This is a genomic window from Marinomonas mediterranea MMB-1, assembly GCF_000192865.1.
Taxonomy (GTDB): Bacteria; Pseudomonadota; Gammaproteobacteria; order Pseudomonadales; family Marinomonadaceae; genus Marinomonas; species Marinomonas mediterranea.
Genome location: NC_015276.1, coordinates 1,850,140 through 1,875,262 on the forward strand (window position 1 = coordinate 1,850,140; position 25,123 = coordinate 1,875,262).

At 44.5% G+C, this 25,123-nt stretch carries 20 protein-coding genes and 3 pseudogenes; 18 read left to right on the forward strand and 5 right to left on the reverse strand.

Annotated features, from left to right (window positions below):
* Positions 1-850: 850 nt before the first annotated feature.
* From MARME_RS21820 to MARME_RS08445, 3 genes and pseudogenes are all read right to left on the reverse strand, one after another.
* Positions 851-1,041 (reverse strand): annotated as a pseudogene (locus tag MARME_RS21820) (IS110 family transposase); the annotation flags it as partial.
* A gap of 99 nt (positions 1,042-1,140) precedes the next feature.
* Positions 1,141-1,422 (reverse strand): type II toxin-antitoxin system RelE/ParE family toxin, encoded by a 282-nt coding sequence (locus MARME_RS08440; protein WP_013660834.1) that lies wholly within the window; start codon positions 1,420-1,422, stop codon positions 1,141-1,143.
* Positions 1,419-1,703, reverse strand: coding sequence for a type II toxin-antitoxin system TacA family antitoxin (locus MARME_RS08445; protein WP_013660835.1), 285 nt, complete (start codon positions 1,701-1,703; stop codon positions 1,419-1,421). The genes MARME_RS08440 and MARME_RS08445 overlap by 4 nt, the downstream gene beginning before the upstream one ends.
* Positions 1,704-1,927: 224 nt before the next feature.
* Between MARME_RS08445 and MARME_RS08450 the strand changes: the two are divergent.
* From MARME_RS08450 to MARME_RS21825, 7 genes and pseudogenes are all read left to right on the forward strand, one after another.
* Positions 1,928-2,388 (forward strand): annotated as a pseudogene (locus MARME_RS08450) (IS91 family transposase); the annotation flags it as partial.
* Positions 2,389-2,779: 391 nt separating this feature from the next.
* Complete coding sequence (locus MARME_RS08455) at positions 2,780-4,396, forward strand: TIGR04141 family sporadically distributed protein (protein WP_013660836.1); 1,617 nt, start codon at positions 2,780-2,782, stop codon at positions 4,394-4,396.
* 47 nt (positions 4,397-4,443) lie between these two features.
* Positions 4,444-5,085 (forward strand): hypothetical protein, encoded by a 642-nt coding sequence (locus MARME_RS08460; RefSeq protein ID WP_013660837.1) that lies wholly within the window; start codon positions 4,444-4,446, stop codon positions 5,083-5,085.
* A gap of 444 nt (positions 5,086-5,529) precedes the next feature.
* The gene (locus MARME_RS08465) at positions 5,530-6,198 is read left to right on the forward strand and encodes a hypothetical protein (protein ID WP_013660838.1); all 669 of its coding nucleotides are present in this window, start codon (positions 5,530-5,532) and stop codon (positions 6,196-6,198) included.
* Positions 6,199-6,237: 39 nt separating this feature from the next.
* A complete protein-coding gene (locus tag MARME_RS08470) occupies positions 6,238-6,645 on the forward strand; it encodes a hypothetical protein (RefSeq protein ID WP_041647832.1) in 408 nt (135 codons plus the stop codon).
* Positions 6,646-7,028: 383 nt separating this feature from the next.
* Positions 7,029-7,859: a diaminopimelate epimerase gene (gene dapF / locus MARME_RS08475; RefSeq protein ID WP_013660839.1), complete on the forward strand. Its 831-nt coding sequence runs from the start codon at positions 7,029-7,031 to the stop codon at positions 7,857-7,859.
* 254 nt (positions 7,860-8,113) lie between these two features.
* Positions 8,114-8,296 (forward strand): annotated as a pseudogene (locus MARME_RS21825) (transposase); the annotation flags it as partial.
* 104 nt (positions 8,297-8,400) lie between these two features.
* On the opposite strand, the gene fabG reads toward MARME_RS21825, so the two are convergent.
* A complete protein-coding gene (gene fabG / locus MARME_RS08480; RefSeq protein WP_013660840.1) occupies positions 8,401-9,180 on the reverse strand; it encodes a 3-oxoacyl-ACP reductase FabG in 780 nt (259 codons plus the stop codon).
* Positions 9,181-9,341: 161 nt separating this feature from the next.
* Here fabG and MARME_RS08485 point away from each other — a divergent pair, with 161 nt between their 5' ends.
* On the forward strand, positions 9,342-11,696 hold the full coding sequence (locus tag MARME_RS08485) for an aminotransferase class III-fold pyridoxal phosphate-dependent enzyme (RefSeq protein ID WP_013660841.1): 2,355 nt from the start codon (positions 9,342-9,344) through the stop codon (positions 11,694-11,696).
* Between the two features lie 179 nt (positions 11,697-11,875).
* On the opposite strand, the gene MARME_RS08490 is transcribed toward MARME_RS08485, so the two are convergent.
* A complete protein-coding gene (locus MARME_RS08490; RefSeq protein WP_013660842.1) occupies positions 11,876-12,790 on the reverse strand; it encodes a LysR family transcriptional regulator in 915 nt (304 codons plus the stop codon).
* A 227-nt stretch (positions 12,791-13,017) separates the two neighbouring features.
* Here MARME_RS08490 and MARME_RS08495 point away from each other — a divergent pair, with 227 nt between their 5' ends.
* From MARME_RS08495 to MARME_RS08540, 10 genes are all read left to right on the forward strand, one after another.
* Positions 13,018-14,049, forward strand: a complete 1,032-nt coding sequence (locus MARME_RS08495) for an amino acid ABC transporter substrate-binding protein (protein WP_013660843.1) — start codon at positions 13,018-13,020, stop codon at positions 14,047-14,049.
* A gap of 71 nt (positions 14,050-14,120) precedes the next feature.
* Complete coding sequence (locus tag MARME_RS08500) at positions 14,121-15,377, forward strand: amino acid ABC transporter permease (RefSeq protein ID WP_013660844.1); 1,257 nt, start codon at positions 14,121-14,123, stop codon at positions 15,375-15,377.
* A gap of 2 nt (positions 15,378-15,379) precedes the next feature.
* The gene (locus MARME_RS08505; protein ID WP_013660845.1) at positions 15,380-16,750 is read left to right on the forward strand and encodes an amino acid ABC transporter permease; all 1,371 of its coding nucleotides are present in this window, start codon (positions 15,380-15,382) and stop codon (positions 16,748-16,750) included.
* Positions 16,750-17,514, forward strand: a complete 765-nt coding sequence (locus tag MARME_RS08510) for an amino acid ABC transporter ATP-binding protein (protein WP_013660846.1) — start codon at positions 16,750-16,752, stop codon at positions 17,512-17,514. Before MARME_RS08505 ends, MARME_RS08510 begins: the two co-directional genes overlap by 1 nt.
* 44 nt (positions 17,515-17,558) lie before the next feature.
* Positions 17,559-18,869 carry an NAD(P)/FAD-dependent oxidoreductase gene (locus MARME_RS08515; RefSeq protein WP_013660847.1) on the forward strand — a complete coding sequence of 437 codons (1,311 nt, stop codon included), beginning with the start codon at positions 17,559-17,561 and terminating at the stop codon, positions 18,867-18,869.
* 155 nt (positions 18,870-19,024) lie between these two features.
* The gene (locus MARME_RS08520) at positions 19,025-19,333 is read left to right on the forward strand and encodes a high-potential iron-sulfur protein (RefSeq protein WP_013660848.1); all 309 of its coding nucleotides are present in this window, start codon (positions 19,025-19,027) and stop codon (positions 19,331-19,333) included.
* A 326-nt stretch (positions 19,334-19,659) separates the two neighbouring features.
* A complete protein-coding gene (locus MARME_RS08525; protein WP_013660849.1) occupies positions 19,660-20,913 on the forward strand; it encodes a sarcosine oxidase subunit beta family protein in 1,254 nt (417 codons plus the stop codon).
* Between the two features lie 161 nt (positions 20,914-21,074).
* Positions 21,075-21,359, forward strand: coding sequence for a sarcosine oxidase subunit delta (locus MARME_RS08530; RefSeq protein ID WP_013660850.1), 285 nt, complete (start codon positions 21,075-21,077; stop codon positions 21,357-21,359).
* Between the two features lie 11 nt (positions 21,360-21,370).
* Positions 21,371-24,388, forward strand: a complete 3,018-nt coding sequence (locus MARME_RS08535; protein ID WP_013660851.1) for a sarcosine oxidase subunit alpha — start codon at positions 21,371-21,373, stop codon at positions 24,386-24,388.
* Positions 24,381-25,034, forward strand: a complete 654-nt coding sequence (locus tag MARME_RS08540) for a sarcosine oxidase subunit gamma (RefSeq protein WP_013660852.1) — start codon at positions 24,381-24,383, stop codon at positions 25,032-25,034. The genes MARME_RS08535 and MARME_RS08540 overlap by 8 nt, the downstream gene beginning before the upstream one ends.
* The last annotated feature ends 89 nt before the right edge of the window (positions 25,035-25,123 follow it).

The following is a 25,123-nucleotide window of genomic DNA, read 5'->3' on the forward strand; positions in this document are numbered from 1 at the left end:
TTCTGGTTGCATTTTGTGGCCGAGTTTTAGCTGTGGATGAACTATGCTCTCCTGACGCTCATGTTCTGTCAGGTGATAACTTTTCAAGGTCTGCGTCAGTTTACATGGTATGTGATAGTCTGGACGGAATCTCACAATCGCAGGCTAACGCTCTAGTGAGTGTAGCGTTGGCGAAGAATCAGGAAGATGTGGCAGAGGTTTTTGTATTCTTCGTTAAATCAGATAGTTATATAGGTGCTATGGAAAAAACTCCATTTTTAATTCCAAAGAACTATTACCTCGCGGACTTCTATAGTGTTACTGGAAAATTTGTCTTGTGGCCGAAGTCGCCGATTAAGTCGAGGACAATGGAGCTAGATTTATAACAAGTGTGTCATGTCGCACGCAGAAAGCGCGTGCTAGGACGGTTTACACTGCCGCTTACCCATACACAGGTGTTAAGGCCTGAATTCATAATCTCGTAACAAGTTGCCCGTGAAGCAAGCGTTGGTATGACTCCCCACGTCAAGTAAAACGCAAAGGTTCAGGCCTAATTTAATAGGCTAAATTTCCACTTCAAAATAGATGAGTGAACACGTCAGAAGAAGCCAGTAATGTCGTCGGTTATCATGCTGGTATTATGTCGGGCTCCTGCCCTCCATCGAAGACCAGCAGAGCTGTTTAAAATCGTTCCTGACGATTTTATCGTAGATTAAATGACATAAGCCATTCAGAGCTGACCTTACTTGATACGTCGTGGCACTGGGTCTTCAGTCTATGTTCGTGGTTCAATAAACGGGTTGGCTTATTGCCATCCTAACGCCGTTGCTTTTGTTATACAGACATGTATGCCACTCCCGTTGCTTGTTCCGTAGACGAAATGAAGCGTTGCTGTTGGGTACTTGGATTGCGTCTGGCGAGCAAACTTTTTAATGGCTATTTTGGCACTCGAGATACGGCCGAAGTGGATGGGGTGAGCACCTCGTTGTTCTTCAATATAAGCGATTTCGACAAACTCTTGTGAGTGTCCAAACCGATAAACAATATGCTATTGTTAGACATGCTAGCCTCCATTATTTAGTTGTATAAACACTAATTATGGCTCTGGTTTTACACTAACCCACGGAATTGGAGGCTAGCCCTCGTGGGGAGTCATTATGTCTAGTTACCTACAGGAAATTTTTGCTTTTGGTGTAAAACTCGAAGAATGTGAATTATTTCGTCTTTTATGAAATATGAAACAATCATTGAGACCTCAGGAATTATTAACAATCTTCCCGGTATACCCTCTCTCTCAACTCCCATTAGGGGTTGTTGATTCAAGTTTTTGACTTTTTTCTCAATTATAGCATCAGTTTTTTCTGCTGCTAATGGGTTAAAATCGTATAAAAACTCGAAAATAGCCTCACGATCGTCCAGCGAACTTTTTTCCCAAACGATCATTTTTTGGCTTTATTCCTAATTTTCATTTTTCGAGCTTCCATGTCCAAGTTCGCCTCTTCATGGCTAACAAACTTACTCTGCCCACTTTCTAATTTATTAAACGCAGCATTAACCTCTTCAGTAAGCCACTGATCATGGGTAATTATTTTGCGTTGCTGTTCAGCAAGTTCTTCCGTAAGCTCTCTACAAGCGTCACTTAAAGTGCGCCCTTGGCTTTCGGCCGTTATCTGAGCCAGTCGTTTAGTTTCTTCATCTACTCTAAATTGTATGCGAGTATCCATCGTAAACTCCTAAGGTTTGTACACACAAATGTTAGCACGCATATTGATTTTACGGCAACTAACAAACGCATAAACTCGCTCGCAAGCTCGCTAGGGCAAACGTAGCCTCCCTGTGCAATTTAAAATAAGCCATATATGGACGCTCCGGCTAGGTTAAGGCCGCACTTAACCGAATCACTCTTTTCAGGGTGATTTTTTATTTTCTTATTAACCTTTTCTAGTAAGGCGAATTGGAAGGTGTTACACAGCAACAGCTTACTTCTAAACTAAATGCACTGATGTCTGTTCCTTGGGTGGTGTATTGCAAATCCGCACTGGAATACCAAGATACCCTGATCCGTTACCTTGCTCGCTATACGCATCGTATTGGTCTGAGTAATCACCGTATTCAATCGTGGGACGGCGAGCATGTTCTCTTATCGTACAAAGACTACCGAACGAATACACAAAGCCAGATGACACTCACACCCGAAGAGCTGCTAAGGCGGTTTTTACTTCACGTTCTACCAAAAGGTTTCATGCGAGTAAGACACTATGGCTATATGTCGAATGCGATTAGACGAAAGAGCCTATTAAAAATACGAGAACAAGACACGCCCCGTCCTGAACAAGATAAAAAGGAGCCGGAAGATAAAAGCATCCAACAAGACGCACCGGTAACGGGATGTCATTGCCCTGCATGTGATGATGCGTCGGCACACTACATAGGCGAAGTCTCCTCGAACCGTTGGAAGCGAGAAAGATTAAGAACAGGCTAGTGGCATAAAACGAACATGAACGTCAGCGAAAATAGAATCAGGTCAAAGAGCCTGAGGGGTTAGGCTTGCCAATCGCCTAGTATCTGGGTAAAACTATAGAGATAGACGATAAAAAACGATCAAAAAGAGTCTTCTTAGCCTGACTTAAGGACAAAGAGCGCTCGAAAACACACCGCAAAAACACAGGGACGTCACATCATGAAAAAAGCAAATTCCCTATATAAAGACGCGGCAGTTCAACAGACGGTTATAACTGCGGCTGCGCCGCCGTATAACCATTAATTGTTAGTTTTACATCGCTGAGCCGAGAAGGGATATATGGCAAAAGTAAAGAAAATCAGAAAAGAAAAACTATCTATCTATTTGGCGAGAGATGGCAGCAAGCCTGATTCTGATGTTATTAAGGTAGAAAATGCTAAGCAACCTATTGAATTGGACTTGCCAGAAACAGAATCAGCCCGTCTTTACATAAAAAAGCAACCACCTAAAAACTCTCCTCCTTGGACTAGATTGTTTACAACAGATGCCAAAGTTGATGTTTCCGAATTTGGCACTTCTTCAAATGTAGGGGCTGTATTTGTAGTAAGAATATCAGGAGCTACTTTTCTATTGTCATTTGGCACAGGCTTTCATCTTTTAAAGCAAGAGGCTATTGAGCGTGATTTCGGTCTAAAAGTGACGCTTAACTCAGTAGATCCTGACAAACTAAGAAGCTTGGACAAAGCCAGTTATGATCACAACCCATTGAATTCAAGAACTCAAAGCACTCGGGATGTAGATATATTTAACCTTCATCTGGATTCTGAGATGGAGATGCTTTACGCGGTAACAGGTATATCATTAGTTAAAGAATTTGGTAGCCATGTAACTGGTAGGGATGCCCTGACAATAGCAGTAGAAACTAACCTTGCAGATATACCCGCGATTCTTTCAAGGTCCATCAAACAATATCGCTCTGATCTTCCAGATAAATTTAGCTGGGTAGAAAATATCAACAGGGTTCGGGACTATGACGAGATTGAAATACTAGATTTGGAACTAGATCAATACTTGAGCAGTAACAATGTTTCTAATTTCTGGTTAGGAGAGCCGGAAATAGTAGATTGGGAAGGTCAAATCGGCTATTCATTTGATATGTACCAGAAAACCCTTCGGCATGTGGTTTTATCTTTCGATGACTATATAGCATACCTTGGTAAGGTTACTCCTAAAGTTGAGTTAATGAAGAGCAACGTTGTTCACGTAAACAACAATGAGTATCAGTCTATAAAAAGTTGGCCTGTCTACCGCTGCTTATATGCTGAAATTAAATTTGGAAACGATCATTATATTCTAAGAAATGGAGTGTGGTACAAAGTAAACTGTGATTTTGTGTCAGCAGTTGATGACTATCTCAGCGATATTGATATTCATCCATTCTCATTTCCCATATATTCTCATAATGACGAGGGCGACTATAACGAGCTGGTTGCATATACAAACAGCGCTTTTTGCTTGATGGATAAAAAGAATATCCAGATTGGTGGCCCATATGACAAGTTAGAGCACTGTGATTTGATAAAGGATGGAAGTGAATTTGTTCATGTTAAGTTATACAGAAGCTCAAGTACACTAAGCCACCTATTCTCTCAAGGGTTTGTTGCTGCGGAAGCGTTTATAAAAGACTCTGACTACAGAGAGAAATTGAACCCAAAATTGCCTTCATCAATCAAATTAACTGATCCAAAACCAAGGCCAGATCCAAGCAAATATAGGGTGGTTTATGCAATTGCCACAACCAAGAGCATACCTGAAGAGCTCCCATTTTTTTCAAAGGTGACATTAAAGAATTCATTAAAAACACTAAGGGCGTTAAATTACAACATTTCCCTATCTAAAATAGATATTGACCCCATTTGGTCAAAGACAAAAAAGTGCAAGCCAAAGAAAAACTAACAAAGCGCTGCACGCGGCGTTAGCTGCTATAAGGAACTGATAATCTAATGGAAATAGCCGAAAAACCAATAACAATCTATAAAAATGTAATGCTCGGCCTTTTAGCTATTTCGGTTTGTGCGACCTTCTTTGCGAGCTACATTTTTATTGGATTGTTCATAGGTTCACCTGTTCATCTTTGGCTAAAAAATCAGATGATTTTGGCTCCTATTATTAAAGAGTTAATTGATGTCGAGCCGATGATCGTAGATGCACTAGTGAAAGCAATTTATCCAATGTTTGTAGTTTGGTCGGTTATATTTTTCGTTTATCCTTACTTCAAAAACAATACAGATAGTTTCAATTCATATATTAAAGTGACGTCTTTGTTTTTTGGTGGCCCATCCTGGATTCTATTTTTGTTGGGCAGTGGGTGTTTGGGGATAGGTGTTTATGCAATCAACGCTGATAGTACAAACGCTGGTCTAGGTATATCCGCAATATCTTTAATATTGTTTATTTTTCCTGCATGGTATTTCAGGCGTTATAAAACTGTCCTTGTAAGTGAAGACAACAAGCTTATGGGTAAATACTCAAGCTTTGGTGGTTGGGTATTTACCATATTCGCTTTGATTGGTTATTTGTGGAGCATTTTCGCCGAGCCTGTAAGGACTCTAATTTCAATATATGAGGCATGGCCATGCAGCTAAGAAGTCTCAGAGCCAAGGCACTTATTAACCAGAGTCTCACTGGTTGTTATACCGACCGCGTGGTAAACAGATCTCCCCAGACAAGAGCATGAACCTTCACTGCACTGTTGCATCATTTACGGTGGCCGTTAGATTACTTGGCTTCGTCGTCTTGTGCCAACTCGCCTCCAGCCTACGCCTCATATGATGCTCTTGTTCATCAGCTCGCAGTTTTGCGTCCGGCTTCCTCCAGACTAGACCTCACGGTCAAGCCCTTGCCATTCGCTAGTAGTTATCGTCTAATCACAACATGGTTTTCGACGGTGATCTTCCTACAGAGGGCTTTCACCTCATAAGTTCATGCCCATGCTGGGCGTACACGAGGCCAGCCAATTCGCCTGCAAGCTCGCTGGGCTCGTTTCGCTAGCCCTTGCTGGCAGGCGTTAGCTGTAGAAAAGGAAGATCATGAGCAACGGAAACAATACAGATTGGTTCGCAAGAGTGGTGGCGGTATTAGGCTTGGTGTTGGCTTGTGCATCAATCGTATTGCCGTATGTGAAGGATATATCGGATAGTCAAGAAGCTATAAATATTACGGCAAAGCCTGAGTCAGGCGGTGGTATATTGAGACTATCGGGCAATCTAGAAAACTCAAGAGCTATCCAAATACCTTGGGTCTTTACTATCTCTAATACTGGCAAGGTAACTTTTTCAATTACTTCGTATACAGTGCATAAATTGGAAGGCAATGGCGGTGTATCATACTTTTCGGGGCTAGATGGCGGGTTAACTGACTCTATGAATAGGCCAGTGGCAATTCCGTTTACGCTAAACCCAGGGGAAAGTGAGTCATTCCGTTTGCATCTAGGGTACGTACCAGAACAAAAAGTAGAGGATATTCTTCGCAATCTATTTGAAAAAATTGGGCCAGTCGAATATCAGTCAGCATTCCATACATTAGCAAAGCAAGGGTTGACATTTTATGGGGGCGACGCAGTTTACCGAGAATTCGAAGACGGAAATACACTAATAAGTATAGAGTCTTTTGATAAAGATCCTGTGTATCAAGTTTCGTTTGGTACCGGTCGGGGTAACTCTTTTGCCATTGTTACTTCAACGAATCCTGCTTACTAAGAATCTGTTAACGCCTCGGTTAGCAGTATAGGAAAATTTGTGCAATTTGATCGAATTACTGAAAATCAAGCCTATGAAAATGTAGTTAAAGCAACGAAGAAGCTTTGGGAGCAAGGTATAGGTTCTCCTATTTTTGAAGATCACCTTGAATTTAAAAAACTAAACCTAAAATATAAGCGCTGTACTACTGGCGGCTTTGGGGTCTGTGGTGAAGGAGAATACAGTGGCCTCATTGTTACAGATGGAGACAATGGGTACAGAGTTATATCTATATTTGTAGATGCATTATGCCCCGAAGACACTGAGTTTAAAGACGTCACGGAGAGTTTAGGTAAAAATGATCCTACGCATAATCAGTGCGATATTCGCAATACTATAACAATGGCTATATTGTATTATCTGGAACTATTTGATGAGTTACCCCAAAAATATAAAAAATACTGCTAACAAGAGACTATGGCGTCAATAGTTAATTTACCGACTTTGGCGCTTCCCACAAGACACCATCTCGCAACATCGAATTTAAGATTAAAACAATGCAGGCCACCCATAACTTTGCTCGAACGTCAGCGAAAATAGAATCAAGTCAAAGACCCTGAGGGGTTAGGCTTGCCAATTGCCTAGTATCTGGGTAAAACTATAGAGATAGACGATCAAAAAGAGTCTTCTTAGCCTGATTTAAGGACAAGAGCACTCGAAAACACACCGCAAAGACACAGGGAGGTCGCATCATGAAAAAAGCAAATTCCCTATATAAAGACGCGGCAGTTCAACAGGCGGTTATAACTGCGGCTGCGCCGCCGTATAACCCTTAATTGTTAGAGTAAAAAATGAAGTTCAGTAAATATCATGCATTGGGTAATGATTACATTGTAATTGATCCAAAAAATCTATCAGGAGAATTATCGGAAACCGATATTAGGGCGATTTGTAATCGTCATTTTGGTGTTGGTTCTGATGGTATTCTCTGTGGCCCCAACGAAAGTGATAGCTGTGACTTCTCTCTGAAAATATTCAACCCTGATGCAAGTGAAGCCGAAAAAAGTGGCAATGGCCTCCGAATTTTCTCTAGGTACCTCTGGGATCAATCTCTAGTTTCTTATGATGAATTTACGATTGAAACTAAAGGTGGGGTAGTTAATTCAATTGTAGGTAAAGATGGCCTCACGGTATCGGTGGGTATGGGGAAGGTTCGTTTTACCCATGAATCGAATTTAGAATCTGAACCTATACCCGAAATCATCAAGATTAAAAATAGAGAATTTACGTATTATCTCGCTAATGTTGGCAACCCTCACTGCGTTATCCTTCTAGATGATGTTACTCCCTCTTTAGCTAAAGAGTACGGTAGTATTATTGAAAACGACACAAGATTTTTAAATAGGACAAATGTGCAATTTGTCAAAGTTATAGATAAGTCCTCTATTCAAATTGAAATATGGGAGCGGGGTGCGGGCTATACGCTTGCCTCTGGTTCGAGTAGTACGGCAGCGGCTTCGGTTGTACACGCTTTAGGGTTGTGTAAATCAACTATAGATGTTCATATGCCGGGAGGTGTAATTGGTATAGAGCTGGATTCAGCGTTCTTCGCAACAATGACTGGGGCGGTTCGTAAAATATGTGAAGGCGAAATTTCTAGCGAAGTGCTAAATTTACTCTAACAAGCGCTTCCAGTCTGACGCCAAAACTTCCGCTTTTTTGTGTCACTTGCTGCGCTCAAACATTAACACAAAACACTCCAGCTTCGGCGCAGTTGAAGCGGGCGTTAAAAGGACACACGGGTTAAGAAGCCAGTAAAATCAAGGTTTTTAGCGAGAGTGTCCTAGAGAGAGCGTGTTGATCTTTGTAGTATAAAAACAAGCAGCAAGAGGAGCCGTTATAATGGTTTCGCCAATAATCAAAGTAACCGCTCCAAATGCTAACAGGTGATAGTTGGACACTGCTATCAAGAATTATGCCCTTAGCGGGACGTGTTTATAACAAACCTGAACATAGGATGACCCTTGAAGGTATTTTATACCGCATGAGAACAGGCAGCCCTTGGCGTGACTTGTCCAAGGAGTTTGGGGTTTGGAACACGATATTTAGGCACTTCAATGCCTAGTCAAAAAAGGTTAATGTGGCTACCTATGTGGGTTGATTGAAATATGTACATAAAAGATCAACACGCCCTAGCAACATCGATAACCTATACCTTGTTCATCACATTTCGTTGATGGCATCGAGGCTTTCCGGCAGGATTTGGCCTCCATCCACTACGATTTGCTGCCCTGTAATGTAACTGGCTTCGTCGGTTGCAAAGAAAAGGGCGGCATTGCCAATGTCTTCTACCGCGCCGAGTCGTTTCATCGGGATTGAGGACGCCATAGCGGTTAAATAGTCTTCACCCAAATCCGCGAGACCTTCTGTCATGATGTTGCCCGGCATGACTGCGTTTATGGTTGTGTTATAGGGCGCCAGTTCCATCGCGGCGGTCTTGATAAAACCGAGCTGACCTGCCTTAGACGCGCCATAGTGAGACCAACCGGGGTAACCTGTAATTGGCCCTGTGATAGAGGAAGTGACTATGACACGACCTTGGCCGCTTTTTTCAAAATAGGGTATGCAGGCTTTTACGGCGAGAAAGGTGCTTTTCAAGTTCGTGGACATGACGGTGTCCCACTCGTCTGGGTTCATGTCCGCCATTTTCTTTTGTGGGAAAATGCCTGCGTTTGCACAGAGGATATCGAGCTTACCGTAGGTGTCGATTGTTTTCGATAATAAGCCTTGTACACCGTCCCAACTGGAGACATCACAAAGGTAATAGTCTGCTTCACCGCCTGAAGAGACGATTTCATCCACCGCTTTTTTAGCGTCGGCTTCACCACGGGCAGCGATCATGATTTTAACGCCTTGGTTGGCAAATACCTTAGCGATGCCTTTGCCTATTCCTTTTGAACCTCCGGTGACGATGGCGACTTTTCCTGCTAAAGATGCAAACATGATTATTGATCCTATCGTTATGTGGATTAACTTCTGTACATAATTCACACAATGTGATTAACATTGCAATAGTCAAAGTGAGACAAATAAAACTATTTGATAAGTAAAATTCATATGTGAACGGTATGTTTGTTGATGAATAAAGGAGAGGGTCGGGCAGTATGGCTTTGTACAATGATAGCTTTGTCGAAAGGATAAAAAGTGGATTAGTCGAGCTTCTTCCTTCATGGGGAATAAGCGAAACCGCTGAGATTCATTTGCTGACAGTATCTGAGAATGCAACGTTTTTGGTTCGAGACTCTAATGTAGCTGCGCCTATTATTCTGAGAGTTCATCGTCCGAGTTACCATACGCCTGACGAAATAGCGTCAGAACTTAAGTGGATCGACGCTTTGCGCCAAAGTAATATCGTTGTCGCACCTGCGCCGTTAGCATTAAGGGATGGTAGTTTCATCGCGTCTTTTACAGATCTGGCGTCGCCAGACGAAGAGCGAGAAAGGTACGTTGTTGCGTTCGAATTTATAAAAGGTCAAGAACCAAAAGCAGACGATAAGTTAACCGAAGGGTTTGAGACGCTTGGCGCGATTTCCGCCAGACTTCACCAGCATGCTGAAAATTGGCCGCTTCCAGAAGGGTTTGTACGCAAGCGTTGGACATACGACACTGCATTGGGCGACAAGCCTCTATGGGGAAGTTGGCGGCAGGCACTAGATTTGACCCAAGAGGATGAAGCGCTTCTTGAGACGTTGTGTGACGTGCTGAGGCGCAAGCTAAATGACTATGGCGAGCATTCCGATCGTTTTGGGTTGATACACGCGGACCTTCGGTTAGCGAATTTATTAGTCGACAATGGCGCTTTGTCAGTGATCGACTTTGACGATTGCGGTTTCAGTTGGTTTATGTACGATTTTGCGGCTGCCATTTCATTTTACGAAGAAGAGCCTTATATCCCAGAGCTTCAATCTGCTTGGTTAAAAGGGTATCGCTCTGTTCGTGCTTTATCTCTTGCCGATGAAAATATGATCCCAATGTTTATTTTGTTTCGACGACTTTTGTTGACCGCATGGGTTGCAAGTCATTCGGAGACAGAAACGGCGCAAGCGGTCGGATTAGGAAAATTTACGAAAGGAACCGTTTCTCTTGCACGGCGATATCTTGCTTCGTTAGAGGAGCAGAGTGTCGATACACCCGCTAAAATCCTAGAAATGAACGCGTTTGATGCTCGTACTTCAATGCTCAGTTCGTCAGTAGAGAGAAGGCTTGATAATTTTGGCGCTTCTTCCGTGTTGTTTTATCGTGCACCTATTGAAATGGTCGAAGCGAAAGGGGCGTGGATGACCGCATCAGACGGCGTCACGTATCTGGATTTTTATAATAATGTGCCCTGCCTTGGACACTGTCATCCCTCCGTTATTGACGCGGTTTCTCAACAAATGGCGAAACTGAACACCCATACCCGATATATTGTTTCCATTGTCGACGACTATATTGACGCGTTAAAACGTACGCTCCCAAACGAATTATCGAATATTGTGCTTACGTGCTCGGGCAGTGAAGCAAATGATCTCGCAATGCGTCTTGCTGGTAAGGTCACCGGAGGCAGTGGTTTTATTGTGACAGAGTGTGCTTATCACGGAAATACCGCGTACGTCACCGAGGTGTCTCCATCTGCGATGAAAAAAGGTGTGCTCCCTCCACATGTGATTGCCATTCCTGAGCCGTCTACTAGCAATTACGGCGTGGACATTGAGGCAGGCTTCGCCCATCGCGTCAAAACGGCGGTTGACGAATTGCGTGAGCGAGGCGTGAAAGTGGCGGCTTTGTTGTTGGATTCTATTTTTTCATCGGACGGTGTGTATTATCAAAAAGGTGGCTTTTTGAGCTCTGCCGTTGATGTTATTCGAAACGCAGGAGGCGTTTACATAGCGGATGAAGTTCAACCTGGATTTGCTCGTACAGGGGAGACATTTTGGGGCTTTGAAGCGCATCATGTGTTTCCAGATATTGTGACGATGGGCAAGCCAATGGGAAACGGTTTTCCCATGGCGGGGGTTGCGACCAAACCGAGTTTCCTAGCGACGTATTGTCAAGACGTTGGGTATTTTAACACGTTCGGCGGAAACCCCGTCGCGGCCGCTGCGGGTCTCGCTGTCTTAAACACGATTGAGTCGCAAGGGTTACAAGATAACGCGTTGAAAATAGGTCGCTATATTAAAGATCGTTTGTTAGACATTGCTGGACAATCGAATATCATTGGTGAGGTAAGAGGGGCAGGGTTATTTTTTGGGATAGACGTTGAGGAAAATGGCGCCCCAAGTGCAACGCTTTCTATACAGTTAATCGATCAATTGCGTGAACAAAGAATACTCGCTGGTGCTGCTGGGAAGCATGGTTCCACGTTAAAACTAAGACCGCCGCTTTGCCTGACGCAGTCGGAAGCGGATTTTTTCATAGAGGGTTTTCAACGAGCTGTACGAGCGTTATGCGATAACCCAAATAGGAAAGGTGATCTTTAATGGATTGCGGTGATTAGACATATTTACTATGACTCGTAATCAGCGAGTCTTATCCCGTTCACCGTGCCTGATATTTGGCTTCAAATCCATATATGAGAGCGTTTCTCGATCCGTTGGCGGTCGACGTGAATATCTGACACAGTGTGTCCCTAAATTGTATTCTGCCTTTTTGATGTAGATTATTCCGCTCGTTTTACGCCCTCAGTAATGTCTAATTCAGTGAGTAACTGATCATAAAAGTGTTTGGCGGCGCCTGATAGAGGGTTAAGGTTGGAGGTAATGACTTCCAAAGGTTCGATAACCGTGGGGTGAAATGGGCGTAATACAATGTTTGGAAAATTGAAAACGTCGCTAAAATGGTGGAAGTTTAGAGCATCAACCAGTGTCGCTCCCATGCCTAAGTTTACAAACGACATCGCGTGAACTGTGGTGTGAACTTCAATTGAACGTGACAACTTTTGATCCATTTGAGCGTACACTTTTTTGAGTGTTTTTGTCGTCGCGTTTTCAGAATCCAGAGTAATCCAATCTAGCCCCACAAGGTTTTTCGGTTCTATGACGTCAAGCTGTGCTGAGTGATGGTTTTTCGGAACAGCACAATAACAGGTTAGATCAAAGGCGGCGGAATCATGTTTAGAAGAGCTTTGTGCTTTGTCTACCAGTCCAATCTGATATTGTCCCGAAGCAACACCTTGTCGAATGGCGGAACACCCCGAATGATGCAAGCTTACATGAGTGTTAGGATGTTCTTCTTTAAATCGTGCAATGAGACTAGGAAGAAATTGATAGGAAGGACCGAATATACTGCAAATTCTCAAACGTCCTGCGTTCTCATTTTTTGCCCGTTTAATGCTGTCCTCTAAGTGATTCACGCCTTGCAATAGGCTGTAAACTTCCTCATGCAAGAAGACGGATTCGTCGGTGGGGGTGAGCTTTCCATTATTTCGAACAAACAATTTATAGCCAATTTCTTCTTCAAAGTTTGCCAGCATTTTACTCGCGGCAGGTTGACTCACATAACAGCGTTCAGCCGCGCGAGTAATGCTGCCAGTTACGAATACTTCATGAAAAATTCGGAGTTTGTTTATGTTCACTAAGCATAACCTTAGGTTATTAACCTATCAAAAATATTCATTGTGATTATTAAAACGCTTAACTTAGTATCGTATAGATAAGCTGTGATCATATCCACAGGCTTGATTATAAGCGTACCTTGGCGCACTCATAGTTGCGCCTCTCAGCATGTTTTTACATGCACCAAATAATATAAAAATGAACTTAAAAATTACAAATATCACAAAAACACAAGGAACCGCGATAGATGAAAAAAGCAACATCATTATTAATACTGGCGTCTTCTATGTTTTCGGCGGCAAGTTATGCTGCCGAAACGGCTTCTACGTTAGACGAAGTGAAAAGCCGAGGTTATATGAACTGTGTCATTGGTAACTCGTTTCCAGGCTTCTATAGCTTAAACAAAGAAGGCGAGTGGCAGGGCATGGATATTGATATGTGTCGTAGTGTTTCCGCGGCTGTTTTTGGTGATTCCAGTAAGGTGAAATTTTTGCCTGTCCAATGGGCGCAAAGCTTTACGTCAATCAAAAGTGGTAAAGGCGATATGTTATCAAAAGGGATGACTTGGACATTATCTCGCGATACACAGCAAGGTTTAGACTTTTTAGATACGTACTTTTATGACGGTCAGGGCTTTATGGTACGCAAAGATTTAGGCGTTGATTCTGTCTATGACCTTGAAGGTGCGACGGTATGCGTTCTGACTGGCACATCAAGTGAGCTTAATATTGCGGATTTCAGTCGTGCGAATAACCTTGATTTAAAAACCGTTGTATTCGATGACTCGTCTGTGCGTAACACGGCTTTCTTCAACGACAACTGTGATGCATTAACCAATGACAAATCTGGACTGGCGGCGCAGCGCTCAGCAGCACAAAATCCAGACGACTATATTGTCCTGCCTGAAACAATATCGAAAGAAGCATTGTCATTCGCGGTGAAGCAGAATGACAGCGAATGGGCCAACGTAGTGAAATGGACGTTTGCGGCCATGGTCGCAGCTGAGGAATATGGCATTACGTCAGATAACGTCGATCAAATGCGATCAGAAAGTAATAGCCCAGTCGTGCGACGCTTGTTAGGTGTCGAGGGTAATTTGAATACGGGCTTAGGGTTGCCGCAAGATTGGGCCTATCAGGTGATTAAAAGCGTGGGTAATTATGGTGAAGTGTACGAGCGCAACGTTGGGCCAAACAGCGTGTTAGGTCTTAAGCGAGAAGGTACGCTAAATGCTTTGTGGAAAGATGGCGGCATGATGTACGCCAAATCCTTCCGTTAATATCTTGACTGTACGGAGGGCGTAACGCTCTCCGGTACGCGTCACCTTTTAATCTATGACGTGGTGATTACATGATTCAATCTACTGCGGCAAAAAAGCCACAGCATGATCGAACTGCTGTCGACTCCGGTTCGGACAGGTTGTCGTCAGTAAAGCCTTTTATGACGCCTTCAAAGGTTCGTCTTTTTGATAACGATGCAACGCGCGGTGTGTTGATTCAGGCACTTGTTTTAGCCGCATTTTTGTTTGGTGCTTGGTACCTTTTTTCAAATGCGGCAAATAACCTTGATCGCCTTGGGATGCACTTTGGCTTCGACTTTCTGCAAGTTACCGCTGGTTTTAATATTAGTTGGAGTGTTATTCCATACGACTCCTCGATGACCTATTGGCGAGTTTTCGCTGTCGGTGTTCTGAATACCTTGGTTTTGTCGGCCCTTGTTATTTTTGTGGGAACCATTCTAGGTACGTTTGTCGGGATTCTAAGGCTGTCCAACAACCCTTTGATATCTCAGTTCGCGCGTTGGTATGTTGAAATAGTTCGTAATGTGCCTTTGCTTATTCAAGTGATCTTTTGGTTTACCGTGGTGTTCTCGACGTTGCCGCCACCTCGAAAAAGTTATTCGATTGCCGATGTTTTTTTCTTAAATAACCGTGGTTTGTACATACCGACGATAGAGTTATCGATCTCATTTTGGTGGGTTTTCGCACTCGTTATTGCACTGGGTGCAGGACTCTGGGCGATTATTCGTCAGTCGAGTCGCAGTGTACATAAAACAGGAAAGCGGACAACAACGTTTTATATTTTAGTTCTTATCTGGTGCGTGATTTTCGCTTTGTCGGCACTTTTATTAGCTCAATGGGGAACGTGGTCTATTCCTGAGTTAAAAGGCTTTAACTTCCGCGATGGCGCGTTTCTTCCGGCGTCTTTGGGAGCTGCTTTTGTTGCCATGACGGTGTACCGCTCCGCTGCCATAGCGGAAACCGTTCGAGCAGGCATGCAATCTATTGATAGAGGCCAATCTGAAGCGGCATTTACCATTGGTTTTTCTCGGTTCCAATCCTTGCGCCTGATCCTAATTCCTCAGGCGGTGAGAGCGATTATTCCCCCAATGACGAACTCTTGGTTGGCCGCGACAAAAGATTCATCGTTAGCGGTTGCGATTGGTTTTCCCGAACTTGTTTCCGTGTTTATGCAAACGTCTATTAACCAGACGGGCAGAGCACTGGAAATTATCTCAATGGTGATGGGCTTTTATATTGTTATCAGTTTGGTGATTTCGTATTTACTTAATAAATACAATGACCTCGTTCAGTACAAGGTGCGCTAAGAATGGCAAAAATACCGTCTAATTCAGAAATGAGTGAGCAAAAGTCATTAAAGGTTTTTGTGCCTTCTCCCGCAAGACCTCCACAGACAAACAGTAACGGGGCTATCGGAAAAATCAGAAATCGTTACTTTAATACTATTGGAAATAGTTTGTTAACCATTGCGTCGTTGATTGTATTATTTTATCTCGCGAAATGGGGGTTGAATTGGGCGCTGTTTGAGGCTGTATTTGATGCCGATACACGACGTCAATGTCTCGATATCAGCCCGAATGGCGCGTGTTGGGCTGGTGTAATGAGTTGGTTCAACGGTTTGATATATGGTCGATTCCCTCTCCAAGAACAGTGGCGTGTGAACTTGGGTGTGATAGTTGGGGCGTTTTGGTTACTGCCACTCTTGTCAAAGCGCATTCCTTTGCGAAATGTGATTCTTTTGTCCTGGGTTGGGTTATTTCCGTTCGCTGCTGCCTATCTTTTTCTAGGAGGGCGATTTGGTCACGAGCTTAGTTGGGGGCATGGCTTGATGACCTGTTTGTCGCTTGGATTCTTGGCACTGATTTATATGAACCTAATCGCGTCCATGTTTTCGTTCAAGGGAGTGCATCTTGCCTTTGTGCCTTTGCTCGAAACGTACTTGAAGCGAAGAGTTGCCTCTGTAAGTCTGATATTGGTTTGGGCCGCCTTGAGTATGTTGGTTGCTTTGGTTATTGGCGGCTTTGATCTTGATCCAGTACCCATTGAGCGTTGGGGGGGATTGTTTTTAACCTTTATCATTGCCGGGTTTTCCATCGCAATGGCGATCCCTGTGGGCGTGCTATTGGCGTTAGGGCGCCGATCTAAATTACCTGTGATTCATTGGCTATCGTTGGTGGTAATCGAGCTGGTTCGTTCAGTTCCATTAATTACCGTGCTTTTTATGGCTGTGACCTTGTTGCCAATCTTTCTACCTTCCGATGTCGAGTTTAATAAACTGTCCCAAGTGTTGGTGGCAGTGTGTCTTTTTGCAGGGGCATACATGGCGGAAAATATTCGTGGTGGTTTACAGGCCATTCCGAAAGGGCAGTTTGAAGCAGCGACGACACTTGGGTTTGGTTACTGGCAAACTATGTTTTTGATTGTCCTTCCGCAAGCGTTGCGCATGATGATTCCAAATATCATGACGTCCTTTATCAGTCTTTTGAAAGATACCACGTTAGTGTCGATCATCGGTTTATTCGACATTATGTTAATGGCACGAAATATCGCCAATGATAAAGATTGGGTGGGATTACATACGGAGCCGCTTGTCCTTATCGCAGTGCTCTTCTTTGTGTTGTGTTACAGCATGTCTCAGTACAGCTTAAATCTTGAAAAACGTTTAAAGGTGGATCGTTAATGTCGAACTCATTGCAAACTAAGGCGCCTCAGTTATCGGTCGCTATTGAAATCGACTCGCTCAATAAGTGGTATGGAGAACACCATGTACTTCGAGATGTGACGCTGGATATCTATGAGGGTGAGATTATGGTGATTTGCGGACCGTCTGGCTCCGGCAAGTCGACTCTTATTCGTTCTCTTAATCATTTGGAACAATATCAGGAAGGGCACGTTTCCATTTTTGGACAAACACTTGCCGACGACCGTCAGAGTGACAAGTTGATTCATGACACGATGGGGATGGTATTTCAAAATTTTAACTTGTTCCCTCACTTAACGGTATTGCAGAACTGCACACTCGGTTTGACTTGGTTAAAGAAAATGCCAGAGCAAGCAGCGGAAAAGTTTGCCATGAGTTTACTTGATCGGGTGGGTATTGCGCATCTGGCGTCGCGCTATCCCGGCCAGATATCGGGTGGTCAGCAGCAGCGTGTTGCGATCTCTAGGTCACTCGCTATGGAACCGAAAATTATGTTGTTTGATGAGCCCACGTCGGCGCTCGACCCCGAAATGGTTAAGGAAGTATTGGATGTCATGATGGACTTGGCAAAAACAGGAATGACGATGATATGTGTTACTCATGAAATGCAATTTGCTCGACAAGTGGCTGACCGAGTCGTGTTTATGGCTGACGGTGAAATTGTCGAAGTGGGGCCGCCAGAGCAAGTGTTGGTTAATCCAGAGTGGGATAGAACAAAGGAATTTTTGCAGCATGTTTTATAGCTATGAACCATACAGTGTGAACCATGGACGGACATCGTAACGTTATGACTTCAAGAAACATTTCAACATACAGTAATCTTCCCTATTGGTTATCAGACTCTTCATTTGTTCAGACGATAAACACAACCCCTCGCTACGCATTGCCGACAAAGGCGGATGCGGTGATAGTTGGCGGCGGATTTACAGGGATGTCTGCCGCGATCACACTTGCCCGTGCGGGGTTGAGTGTCATTTTATTGGAAGGCGGACGTTTGGGGGAAGGCGCGAGCTCTCGCAATGGTGGGTTACTTGGCCCCAGTTTTAGCAAACTGGGTGTGGATGGGCTCGAAAAAACATACGGTCGAGATAAAGTTCATTCCACTATCAAGGAAAGTCTTCATGCGTTTAACTGGCTTGTGGATTTCATCCAACAAGAAAATATAGACTGCGATTTGAGCCTATGTGGTCGCTTTCGTGGCGCGAGTCACCCGAGTCATTATGCAGGATTGGTTGAGCAGGCTGAAGCACTTTTGAAAGTGGTGGATTTCCCTGCGATCGAGGTATCGAAACAAGATCAACATCAAGAAGTGGGCTCGGAAGCCTATTATGGTGGAATGATTTACCCAAAAGACGGCACATTGCAGCCTGCTAAGTTGCTGTCAGGGCTCAGTCAAATTGCCCAGCGAGAAGGTGTTTTCCTCGCAGAGCACTCGATGGTACGTCATGTTCAAAAAGCGGGAAGCCGCTTTACCGTTAAGTTTGATGGTGGTGAGATCAACGCGGCGCATGTACTGATTGCAACCAATGGCTATACAGGGCGCTCATTTCGCCCATTAAAACGCCGGTTAATTCCTATTCGATCGGCGATGGTGGCGACCGAAGAGCTACCCGAATCGGTTGTTAGAGAAATTTCACCCAATCTACGTGGACACGGAGGCACGGAAAGGTTAGTTGCCTATTATCGGCCATCGCCTGATGGTAAACGTATTTTGTTTGGTGGCCGCGCTTTTGGGAGCGGAGATCAACCGCAGTTGTACAGTCGATACCTGCACGACTTTATGACGCGTATTTTTCCGCAACTCTCTCATGTGAAGTTAGATTATGCGTGGTCAGGCATGATCGCCTACACATTTGATCATGTGCCACATATTGGTCAGTTAGACAGTATGAACTACGCAATGGGCTATTGCGGTTCAGGTGTGGGTAGGGCGAATTATTTTGGTTATAAAGCCGCCCAGCAGATACTAAATTTAGAGGAAGGTAAAACATCCTTTGATGAGTTGCCATTCAAAGGCCGACCACTGTATTACGGCAAACCTTGGTTTCTTCCCGCCATCATGAAATGGCACGATTTTGCTGATAGGCGAGGGTGGTAATGGCGGCATTGCCTTTATCAGATTAAGCATATATTTCACAATCGTTCGTGTTCACATCCTAAATCATGGAAACCTCGTATAAGCCTTGATAGATTGTGTGCATCTTCAAACGCTGGGCAGAGCGTTTGCAAGTCGTTTACAGGTGGGAGAATGTTGTGAATTCGAGTCGTCGTACATTTATTAAACGTGGTTTGTTGGGAGCGGCAACCATACCTTTGGTCAATATCAGTTTTTCTGAGGCAAAGGCATCTGGATTGCCGATGCTCGACCCAAACATTATTAATGCAAAAGCATTGGCGTATACCGATGATTACAAAACGGTGCAGTCGAAACCAGAGTATAAGCCTGATAGCACATGCTTAAATTGCTCTTACTTCAACCCAGAAAATGGAGCTTGTCCGATATTCGCAGGGTTTGCGGTGGCGGCCGAGGGTTGGTGTCGAGCGTGGAGGCCGGTTCGTTAACGACGATTTCTGGTCATCGTTTATGTTAAGAGCGTGTTCGAGAAAAAGCGACGATCTTTAAGATTGGTCGCTTTTTTGCTTTTCTAGGGACCTAGTGTCCGTTTTTAGTCAGTCCTTCTTCCTTCATCTCGTTTTCCAATTCAATAATCTATTTGCGACCTTCTTAAGGCGTCGTATTTGGTACTTTGCGAGGCGCTAGTAAGCATAATGCGACAGGGCGTTATCCTTATTATCGAGTTAATTCAGTAGTATCTAGAGGTTCAATGGGCTAAGCCCTTTGCCCGAAGACACTTCCTGTCCTTATCATCCTTAGGGAGCGGAAATCGATGCAGCATTATTCTGGTTTCGGTCTGTTAAAGCACAGTCTTAGCCACCACGAAAACTGGCAACGTATTTGGCGTAATCCAACGCCAAAGAAAAAGTACGATGTAATTATTGTTGGCGGTGGTGGTCATGGTTTAGCAACTGCCTACTATCTAGCGAAGCAATTTGGCGTTACTAACGTAGCGGTCATTGAAAAAGGGTATTTAGGGGGTGGTAACACCGCTCGAAATACAACCATCGTTCGTTCAAATTACCTTTGGGATGAAGCTGCCCATCTTTATGAGCACTCCATGAAATTGTGGGAAGGTCTTTCGCAAGATCTAAACTACAACGTTATGTTTTCTCAACGTGGCTGTCTGAACCTTGGTCATACCTTGCAGGATATGCGCGATATTGAACGTCGAGTTAATGCGAACCGCCTTAACGGAATCGACGGTGAGGTATTGGACGCACAGCAAGTAAAAGAGATTGTCCCTATTTTGGATTGCTCTTCAGACCGACGTTATCCTGTTATGGGTGCTTCTTGGCAGCCTAGAGCGGGTGTAGCTCGACATGATGCTGTTGCGTGGGGATTTGCGCGTGGTGCAGATGCTCATGGTGTTGATCTGATTCAACAAACAGAAGTGGTGGACTTCATCATTGAAGACGGTACGGTCATAGGCGTTAAAACGGATCGTTACGGTGAAATTAGAGCCGACCGTGTGGGTTGTGTGGTTGCGGGTAATTCGAGTGTCTTAGCGGCGAAAGCTGGGTTCGAATTGCCTTTGGAATCTCATCCGCTACAGGCATTGGTTTCTGAGCCGATTAAACCGATCTTAGACACCGTTGTTATGTCTAACCATGTACATGGTTATGCGAGTCAATCTGATAAGGGCGATCTGGTTATCGGTGCAGGCATTGACGGATACACAGGCTATGGTCAACGCGGCTCTTACGGAACGATCGAGCACACATTGCAAGCCATTGTTGAAATGTTCCCAATTTTCAGCCGTGTTCGTATGAACCGTCAATGGGGCGGCATTGTAGATACTTGTCCAGATGCGTGTCCAATCGTCAGTGAAACACCTGTTAAGAATCTATTCTTTAACTGTGGTTGGGGAACAGGTGGATTTAAAGCGACTCCTGGGTCTGGCAACGTGTTTGCGGCATCCCTTGCAAAAGGTGAGATGCATGAGCTTGCTAAGCCGTTCTCGATGTTCCGTTATCACAACGGGGCGTTGGTTGATGAACACGGTGCGGCAGGCGTCGCACACTAATTAAGGCAGCGGAACATGACTATGCTCAAAGGTTTAGCGTTAAAAACCGATTCAAACTGCTCCAATATTGAGAGTGAACTCCGCTTTTTCGTCGCGTCTGGCATTCTACTTTCATCATGCGCGACGTTTTCCGACAGCCTTATGCTAAAGGAGACCTGTTAATGTTACATATTTACTGTCCTCATTGCTGCGAATATCGAGAAGAAGAAGAGTTCCATGCAAAAGGTCAAGCCCACATTGTGCGACCTCTTGATCCCGATGCTTGTACTGATCAGGAATGGGGCGAATTCATGTATTTTCGTAAGAACCCTCGTGGAATCCATCATGAACTTTGGGTTCATGCCGCGGGCTGTCGTAAATTCTTTAACGTGACGAGAAATACGCAGACATACGAAATAAAAGAAGTATACAAAGTCGGCGAAAAACCGACGATTGTTGCAGAGTAGGGGAGCGAATAATGACACAAAAAAACCGTTTAATGTCTGGTGGTCGTATCAATCGCTCCAAGCCTTTGTCGTTCACCTACAATGATAAACAATATTCCGGCTATGAAGGCGACACGCTTGCCTCTGCACTGTTAGCAAATGGTGTAGACATCATTGGCCGAAGCTTTAAATACAGCCGTCCACGAGGCATTGTTGCAGCGGGCGCAGAAGAACCGAATGCGGTGATGCAAATCGGTGCAACTGAAGCGACTCAAACTCCGAATGTCCGTGCGACCCAGCAAGAGCTTTATCCTGGCTTGGTTTGTGGTGCGACAAACGGTTGGCCGAACGTAGACAATGATTTGATGGGGTTGGTAGGTAAAATTGGTGGTAAAGCGATGCCACCAGGTTTTTACTACAAAACCTTTATGTATCCTAAATCAATGTGGGAAACATACGAATCGTACATCCGCAAAGCGGCTGGACTTGGCCGTTCTCCAAACGAATACGACGTTGATATATACGACAAAATGAACCAGCACTGCGATGTGTTGGTAGTTGGAGCGGGGCCTGCGGGTTTGTCAGCGGCTCTTGTTGCTGCAAAAGCAGGCGCACGAGTGATCCTTGCGGATGAACAAAATGAATTTGGCGGCAGTTTATTAAGCAGCCGAGAAACTCTTGATGGTAAACCTGCGACAGAATGGGTGAGCAGTGTAGTAGAAGAGTTGTCGACGTTTGAGAATGTTGCTCTGATGCCTCGTTCAACTGTAAACGGGTACCACGATCATAACTTCCTTACCATTCATGAGCGTTGCACTGATCATATTGCAGATCGTGCGCCAAATGGTCAGGTCCGCCAACGTTACCATCGCGTTCGTGCAAAATGGGTTGTGTTGGCAACGGGTGCTCACGAGCGTCCTTTGGTTTATGGCAATAACGATGTACCGGGTTGTATGCAAGCGAGTGCGGTATCGACTTACATAAATCGTTATGGCGTCGTGCCGGGGAATGAGTTGGTACTTATGACAACCAATGACAATGCATACCATACAGCATTGGATTGGCACGATGCGGGCCGCAAAGTGATGGCCATCGTTGATACGCGTAAGAATCCATCAGGCGCTTTAGTTGAGGCAGCACGTAGCCGAGGTATCAATGTTATGGTGGGCTCGGGTGTCATTGAAGTGCATGGTAGCAAGCGCGTTACCAGTGTAAGCGTTGCACCGCTTAATGAAGATGGCTCACGTGTAACGGGTTCCGTTATGAAAATCGGCACGGACACCGTTGCGTCATCCGGTGGTTGGAGCCCCGTCGTTCATCTTTCTTGTCATACAGGATCTCGTCCAGTTTGGAATGATGAAGCTCTAGGTTTTGTACCGGGCTCAACGGTTCAAAATCAATTCACCGCTGGTGCAATTAATGGTGAATATTCGACCGAAGGTGCATTAGGGCAAGGCGTAGAGTCTGCGAATGACGTTCTAAAAGCATTGGGGTTAGAAGCTGTATCCATTGCGTTGCCAGAAACTGATGAGTCTGAGCAAAGCGAATCCATGGCTTTGTACCATGTTCCTCATACTAAACCGACGTCACAGGCTCCAAAACAATTTGTCGATTATCAAAATGATGTAACGGCAGCGGGTATAGAGTTGGCATGTCGAGAAGGTTTTGAATCGATTGAACATGTTAAACGTTACACTGCAATGGGCTTTGGTACTGATCAGGGTAAGTTGGGTAACATAAACGGCATGGCGATTGCTGCAAAAATGCTCAATCAATCCATTCCTGAAACGGGAACGACGATCTTTCGTCCGAACTACACCCCCGTTACCTTTGGTGCAATTGTTGGTCGCGATTGTGGTGAGCTGTTTGATCCAATGCGTTACACGGCGATGCATGCATGGCATGAGGAACGTGGTGCCGAGTATGAAGATGTTGGGCAATGGAAACGCCCTTGGTATTTCCCTCTAAAAGGCGAAAGTATGCAAGATGCTCTAAATCGTGAGTGTTTAGCAACGCGTGAATCAGTGGGTATATTGGATGCATCAACCCTAGGTAAGATTGATATTCAAGGTAAAGATGCACGTGAATTCTTAGGGCGCGTTTATACCAATGCGTGGGCTAAATTGGCGGTTGGTAAGTGTCGTTACGGTCTTATGTGTGGTGAAGATGGAATGGTATTCGACGACGGGGTTACCTCTTGTCTAGGCGAAAATCATTTCTTAATGACAACAACATCAGGCGGTGCAGCCCATGTGTTGGAATGGCTAGAGCTTTACCATCAAACAGAGTGGCCAGAAATGGAAGTGTACTTTACTTCTGTGACTGATCACTGGGCTACTATGACAATTGCGGGTCCGAACAGTCGGAAATTGCTTGAAGAATTGACGGATTATGACGTCTCTTCCGAGAATTTTGGCTACATGGATTGGAAGAAAATGACGATTGCTGGAGTGCCTGCACGCGTTTTCCGAATTTCATTTACAGGTGAATTGTCTTACGAAATCAATGTGCAAGCGAACTACGGTTTGCATGTATGGAAAGCCTTGTTTGAACACGAAGACAAGTACAACTTAACACCGTACGGCACAGAAACAATGCACATTTTACGTGCTGAGAAAGGTTTCATTATCGCAGGTCAAGACACAGATGGATCGGTTCATCCATTTGACCTAGGTATGCCTTGGGCGGTTTCTATGAAAAAACCGTTTAGTTTCATCGGTAAGCGCGGTATGCAGCGTGAAGACTGTGTTCGCCCAGATCGTAAACAGTTAGTAGGTCTTAAAACTACAGATCCAAATATTGTTTTACCTGAAGGCGCACAGGGTGTATTCGACCCTAATGCTCCTATCCCAATGCCAATGGTCGGCCATGTAACGTCGAGCTATTGGAGTGCGAACTTGAATCGCTCAGTCGCGATGGGGTTTGTAAAAGGTGGGTCGGAAAGAATGGGTGAAAAAGTCTATTACCCGTTGGTTGATGGCCGAACAGTAGAAGCTGAAATCTGTAGTCCAGTATTTTTAGATCCAAAAGGGGAGCGTCAACATGTCTGATACCGCAGTTGAAACACCAAACGTGATGGTAATGAATCAGCTTCCTTCATCGGAGATCGTAGGCGAATCGCCATTGCATCATGCTGATTTGGCAAGTGCAGCCGCAGCAAAAAACGAAGGTGGTGTTCACCTTCGCGAAAACGCGTTGCAAGGCTTTTTAACGTTACGGTTGAACCCTGAAAACAAAGATCTACTGGCGTCAGCGAATGCTGTGTTGGGTCTTGAGCTGCCGACTAAACCGCTTAGCTCCGTAACCCAAGGGACAACAACCGCTCGTTGGATGAGTCCGGATGAATGGTTGATCTCAGTGCCAGGTGAAGCTGCATTTGATCTAGAGGCGGCGTTCCAAGAAAAAGTGGATGGCCATTTTTCTCTGGTGAACTCCAGCGGAGGCGTGACGACTTTAGTCGTGTCTGGTGAGCATGTTGTCGAGATGCTGAAAAAATCTGTGCCTTATGATTTTCATATTAGCGAGTTTCCAGCGGGTAAAGTGGTCTCCACGCTGTTTGCAAAGAGCAGTGCGGTGATTCGTCGTTTGGATGAGCAAGCATTCGAATTGATTATTCGCCGTAGTTTTGCGGATTATATTTGGCTTTGGATTCAAGATGCTAGCCGTGAATATGGCTTGGTCATTAAGAACGACTAAGTATCACGTTCCGTACCTGGAAAACCTTTAGAAAAAGCCAGCCAACTTTGGCTGGCTTTTTTAGTCATGACTAACTTCACGCTATTTTT

Excerpts from the sequence above, each read along its gene's own strand:
- dapF (WP_013660839.1), top strand. The coding sequence starts at position 7,029 with ATGAAGTTCAGTAAATATCATGCATTGGGTAATGATTACATTGTAATT.
- MARME_RS08455 (WP_013660836.1), top strand. The coding sequence starts at position 2,780 with ATGGCAAAAGTAAAGAAAATCAGAAAAGAAAAACTATCTATCTATTTG.
- MARME_RS08540 (WP_013660852.1), top strand. The coding sequence starts at position 24,381 with ATGTCTGATACCGCAGTTGAAACACCAAACGTGATGGTAATGAATCAG.
- MARME_RS08465 (WP_013660838.1), top strand. The coding sequence starts at position 5,530 with ATGAGCAACGGAAACAATACAGATTGGTTCGCAAGAGTGGTGGCGGTA.
- MARME_RS08460 (WP_013660837.1), top strand. The coding sequence starts at position 4,444 with ATGGAAATAGCCGAAAAACCAATAACAATCTATAAAAATGTAATGCTC.
- MARME_RS08495 (WP_013660843.1), top strand. The coding sequence starts at position 13,018 with ATGAAAAAAGCAACATCATTATTAATACTGGCGTCTTCTATGTTTTCG.
- MARME_RS08525 (WP_013660849.1), top strand. The coding sequence starts at position 19,660 with ATGCAGCATTATTCTGGTTTCGGTCTGTTAAAGCACAGTCTTAGCCAC.
- MARME_RS08505 (WP_013660845.1), top strand. The coding sequence starts at position 15,380 with ATGGCAAAAATACCGTCTAATTCAGAAATGAGTGAGCAAAAGTCATTA.
- MARME_RS08445 (WP_013660835.1), bottom strand. The coding sequence starts at position 1,703 with ATGGATACTCGCATACAATTTAGAGTAGATGAAGAAACTAAACGACTG.
- MARME_RS08530 (WP_013660850.1), top strand. The coding sequence starts at position 21,075 with ATGTTACATATTTACTGTCCTCATTGCTGCGAATATCGAGAAGAAGAA.
- MARME_RS08510 (WP_013660846.1), top strand. The coding sequence starts at position 16,750 with ATGTCGAACTCATTGCAAACTAAGGCGCCTCAGTTATCGGTCGCTATT.
- MARME_RS08535 (WP_013660851.1), top strand. The coding sequence starts at position 21,371 with ATGACACAAAAAAACCGTTTAATGTCTGGTGGTCGTATCAATCGCTCC.
- MARME_RS08515 (WP_013660847.1), top strand. The coding sequence starts at position 17,559 with ATGACTTCAAGAAACATTTCAACATACAGTAATCTTCCCTATTGGTTA.
- MARME_RS08440 (WP_013660834.1), bottom strand. The coding sequence starts at position 1,422 with ATGATCGTTTGGGAAAAAAGTTCGCTGGACGATCGTGAGGCTATTTTC.
- MARME_RS08500 (WP_013660844.1), top strand. The coding sequence starts at position 14,121 with ATGATTCAATCTACTGCGGCAAAAAAGCCACAGCATGATCGAACTGCT.
- MARME_RS08485 (WP_013660841.1), top strand. The coding sequence starts at position 9,342 with ATGGCTTTGTACAATGATAGCTTTGTCGAAAGGATAAAAAGTGGATTA.
- fabG (WP_013660840.1), bottom strand. The coding sequence starts at position 9,180 with ATGTTTGCATCTTTAGCAGGAAAAGTCGCCATCGTCACCGGAGGTTCA.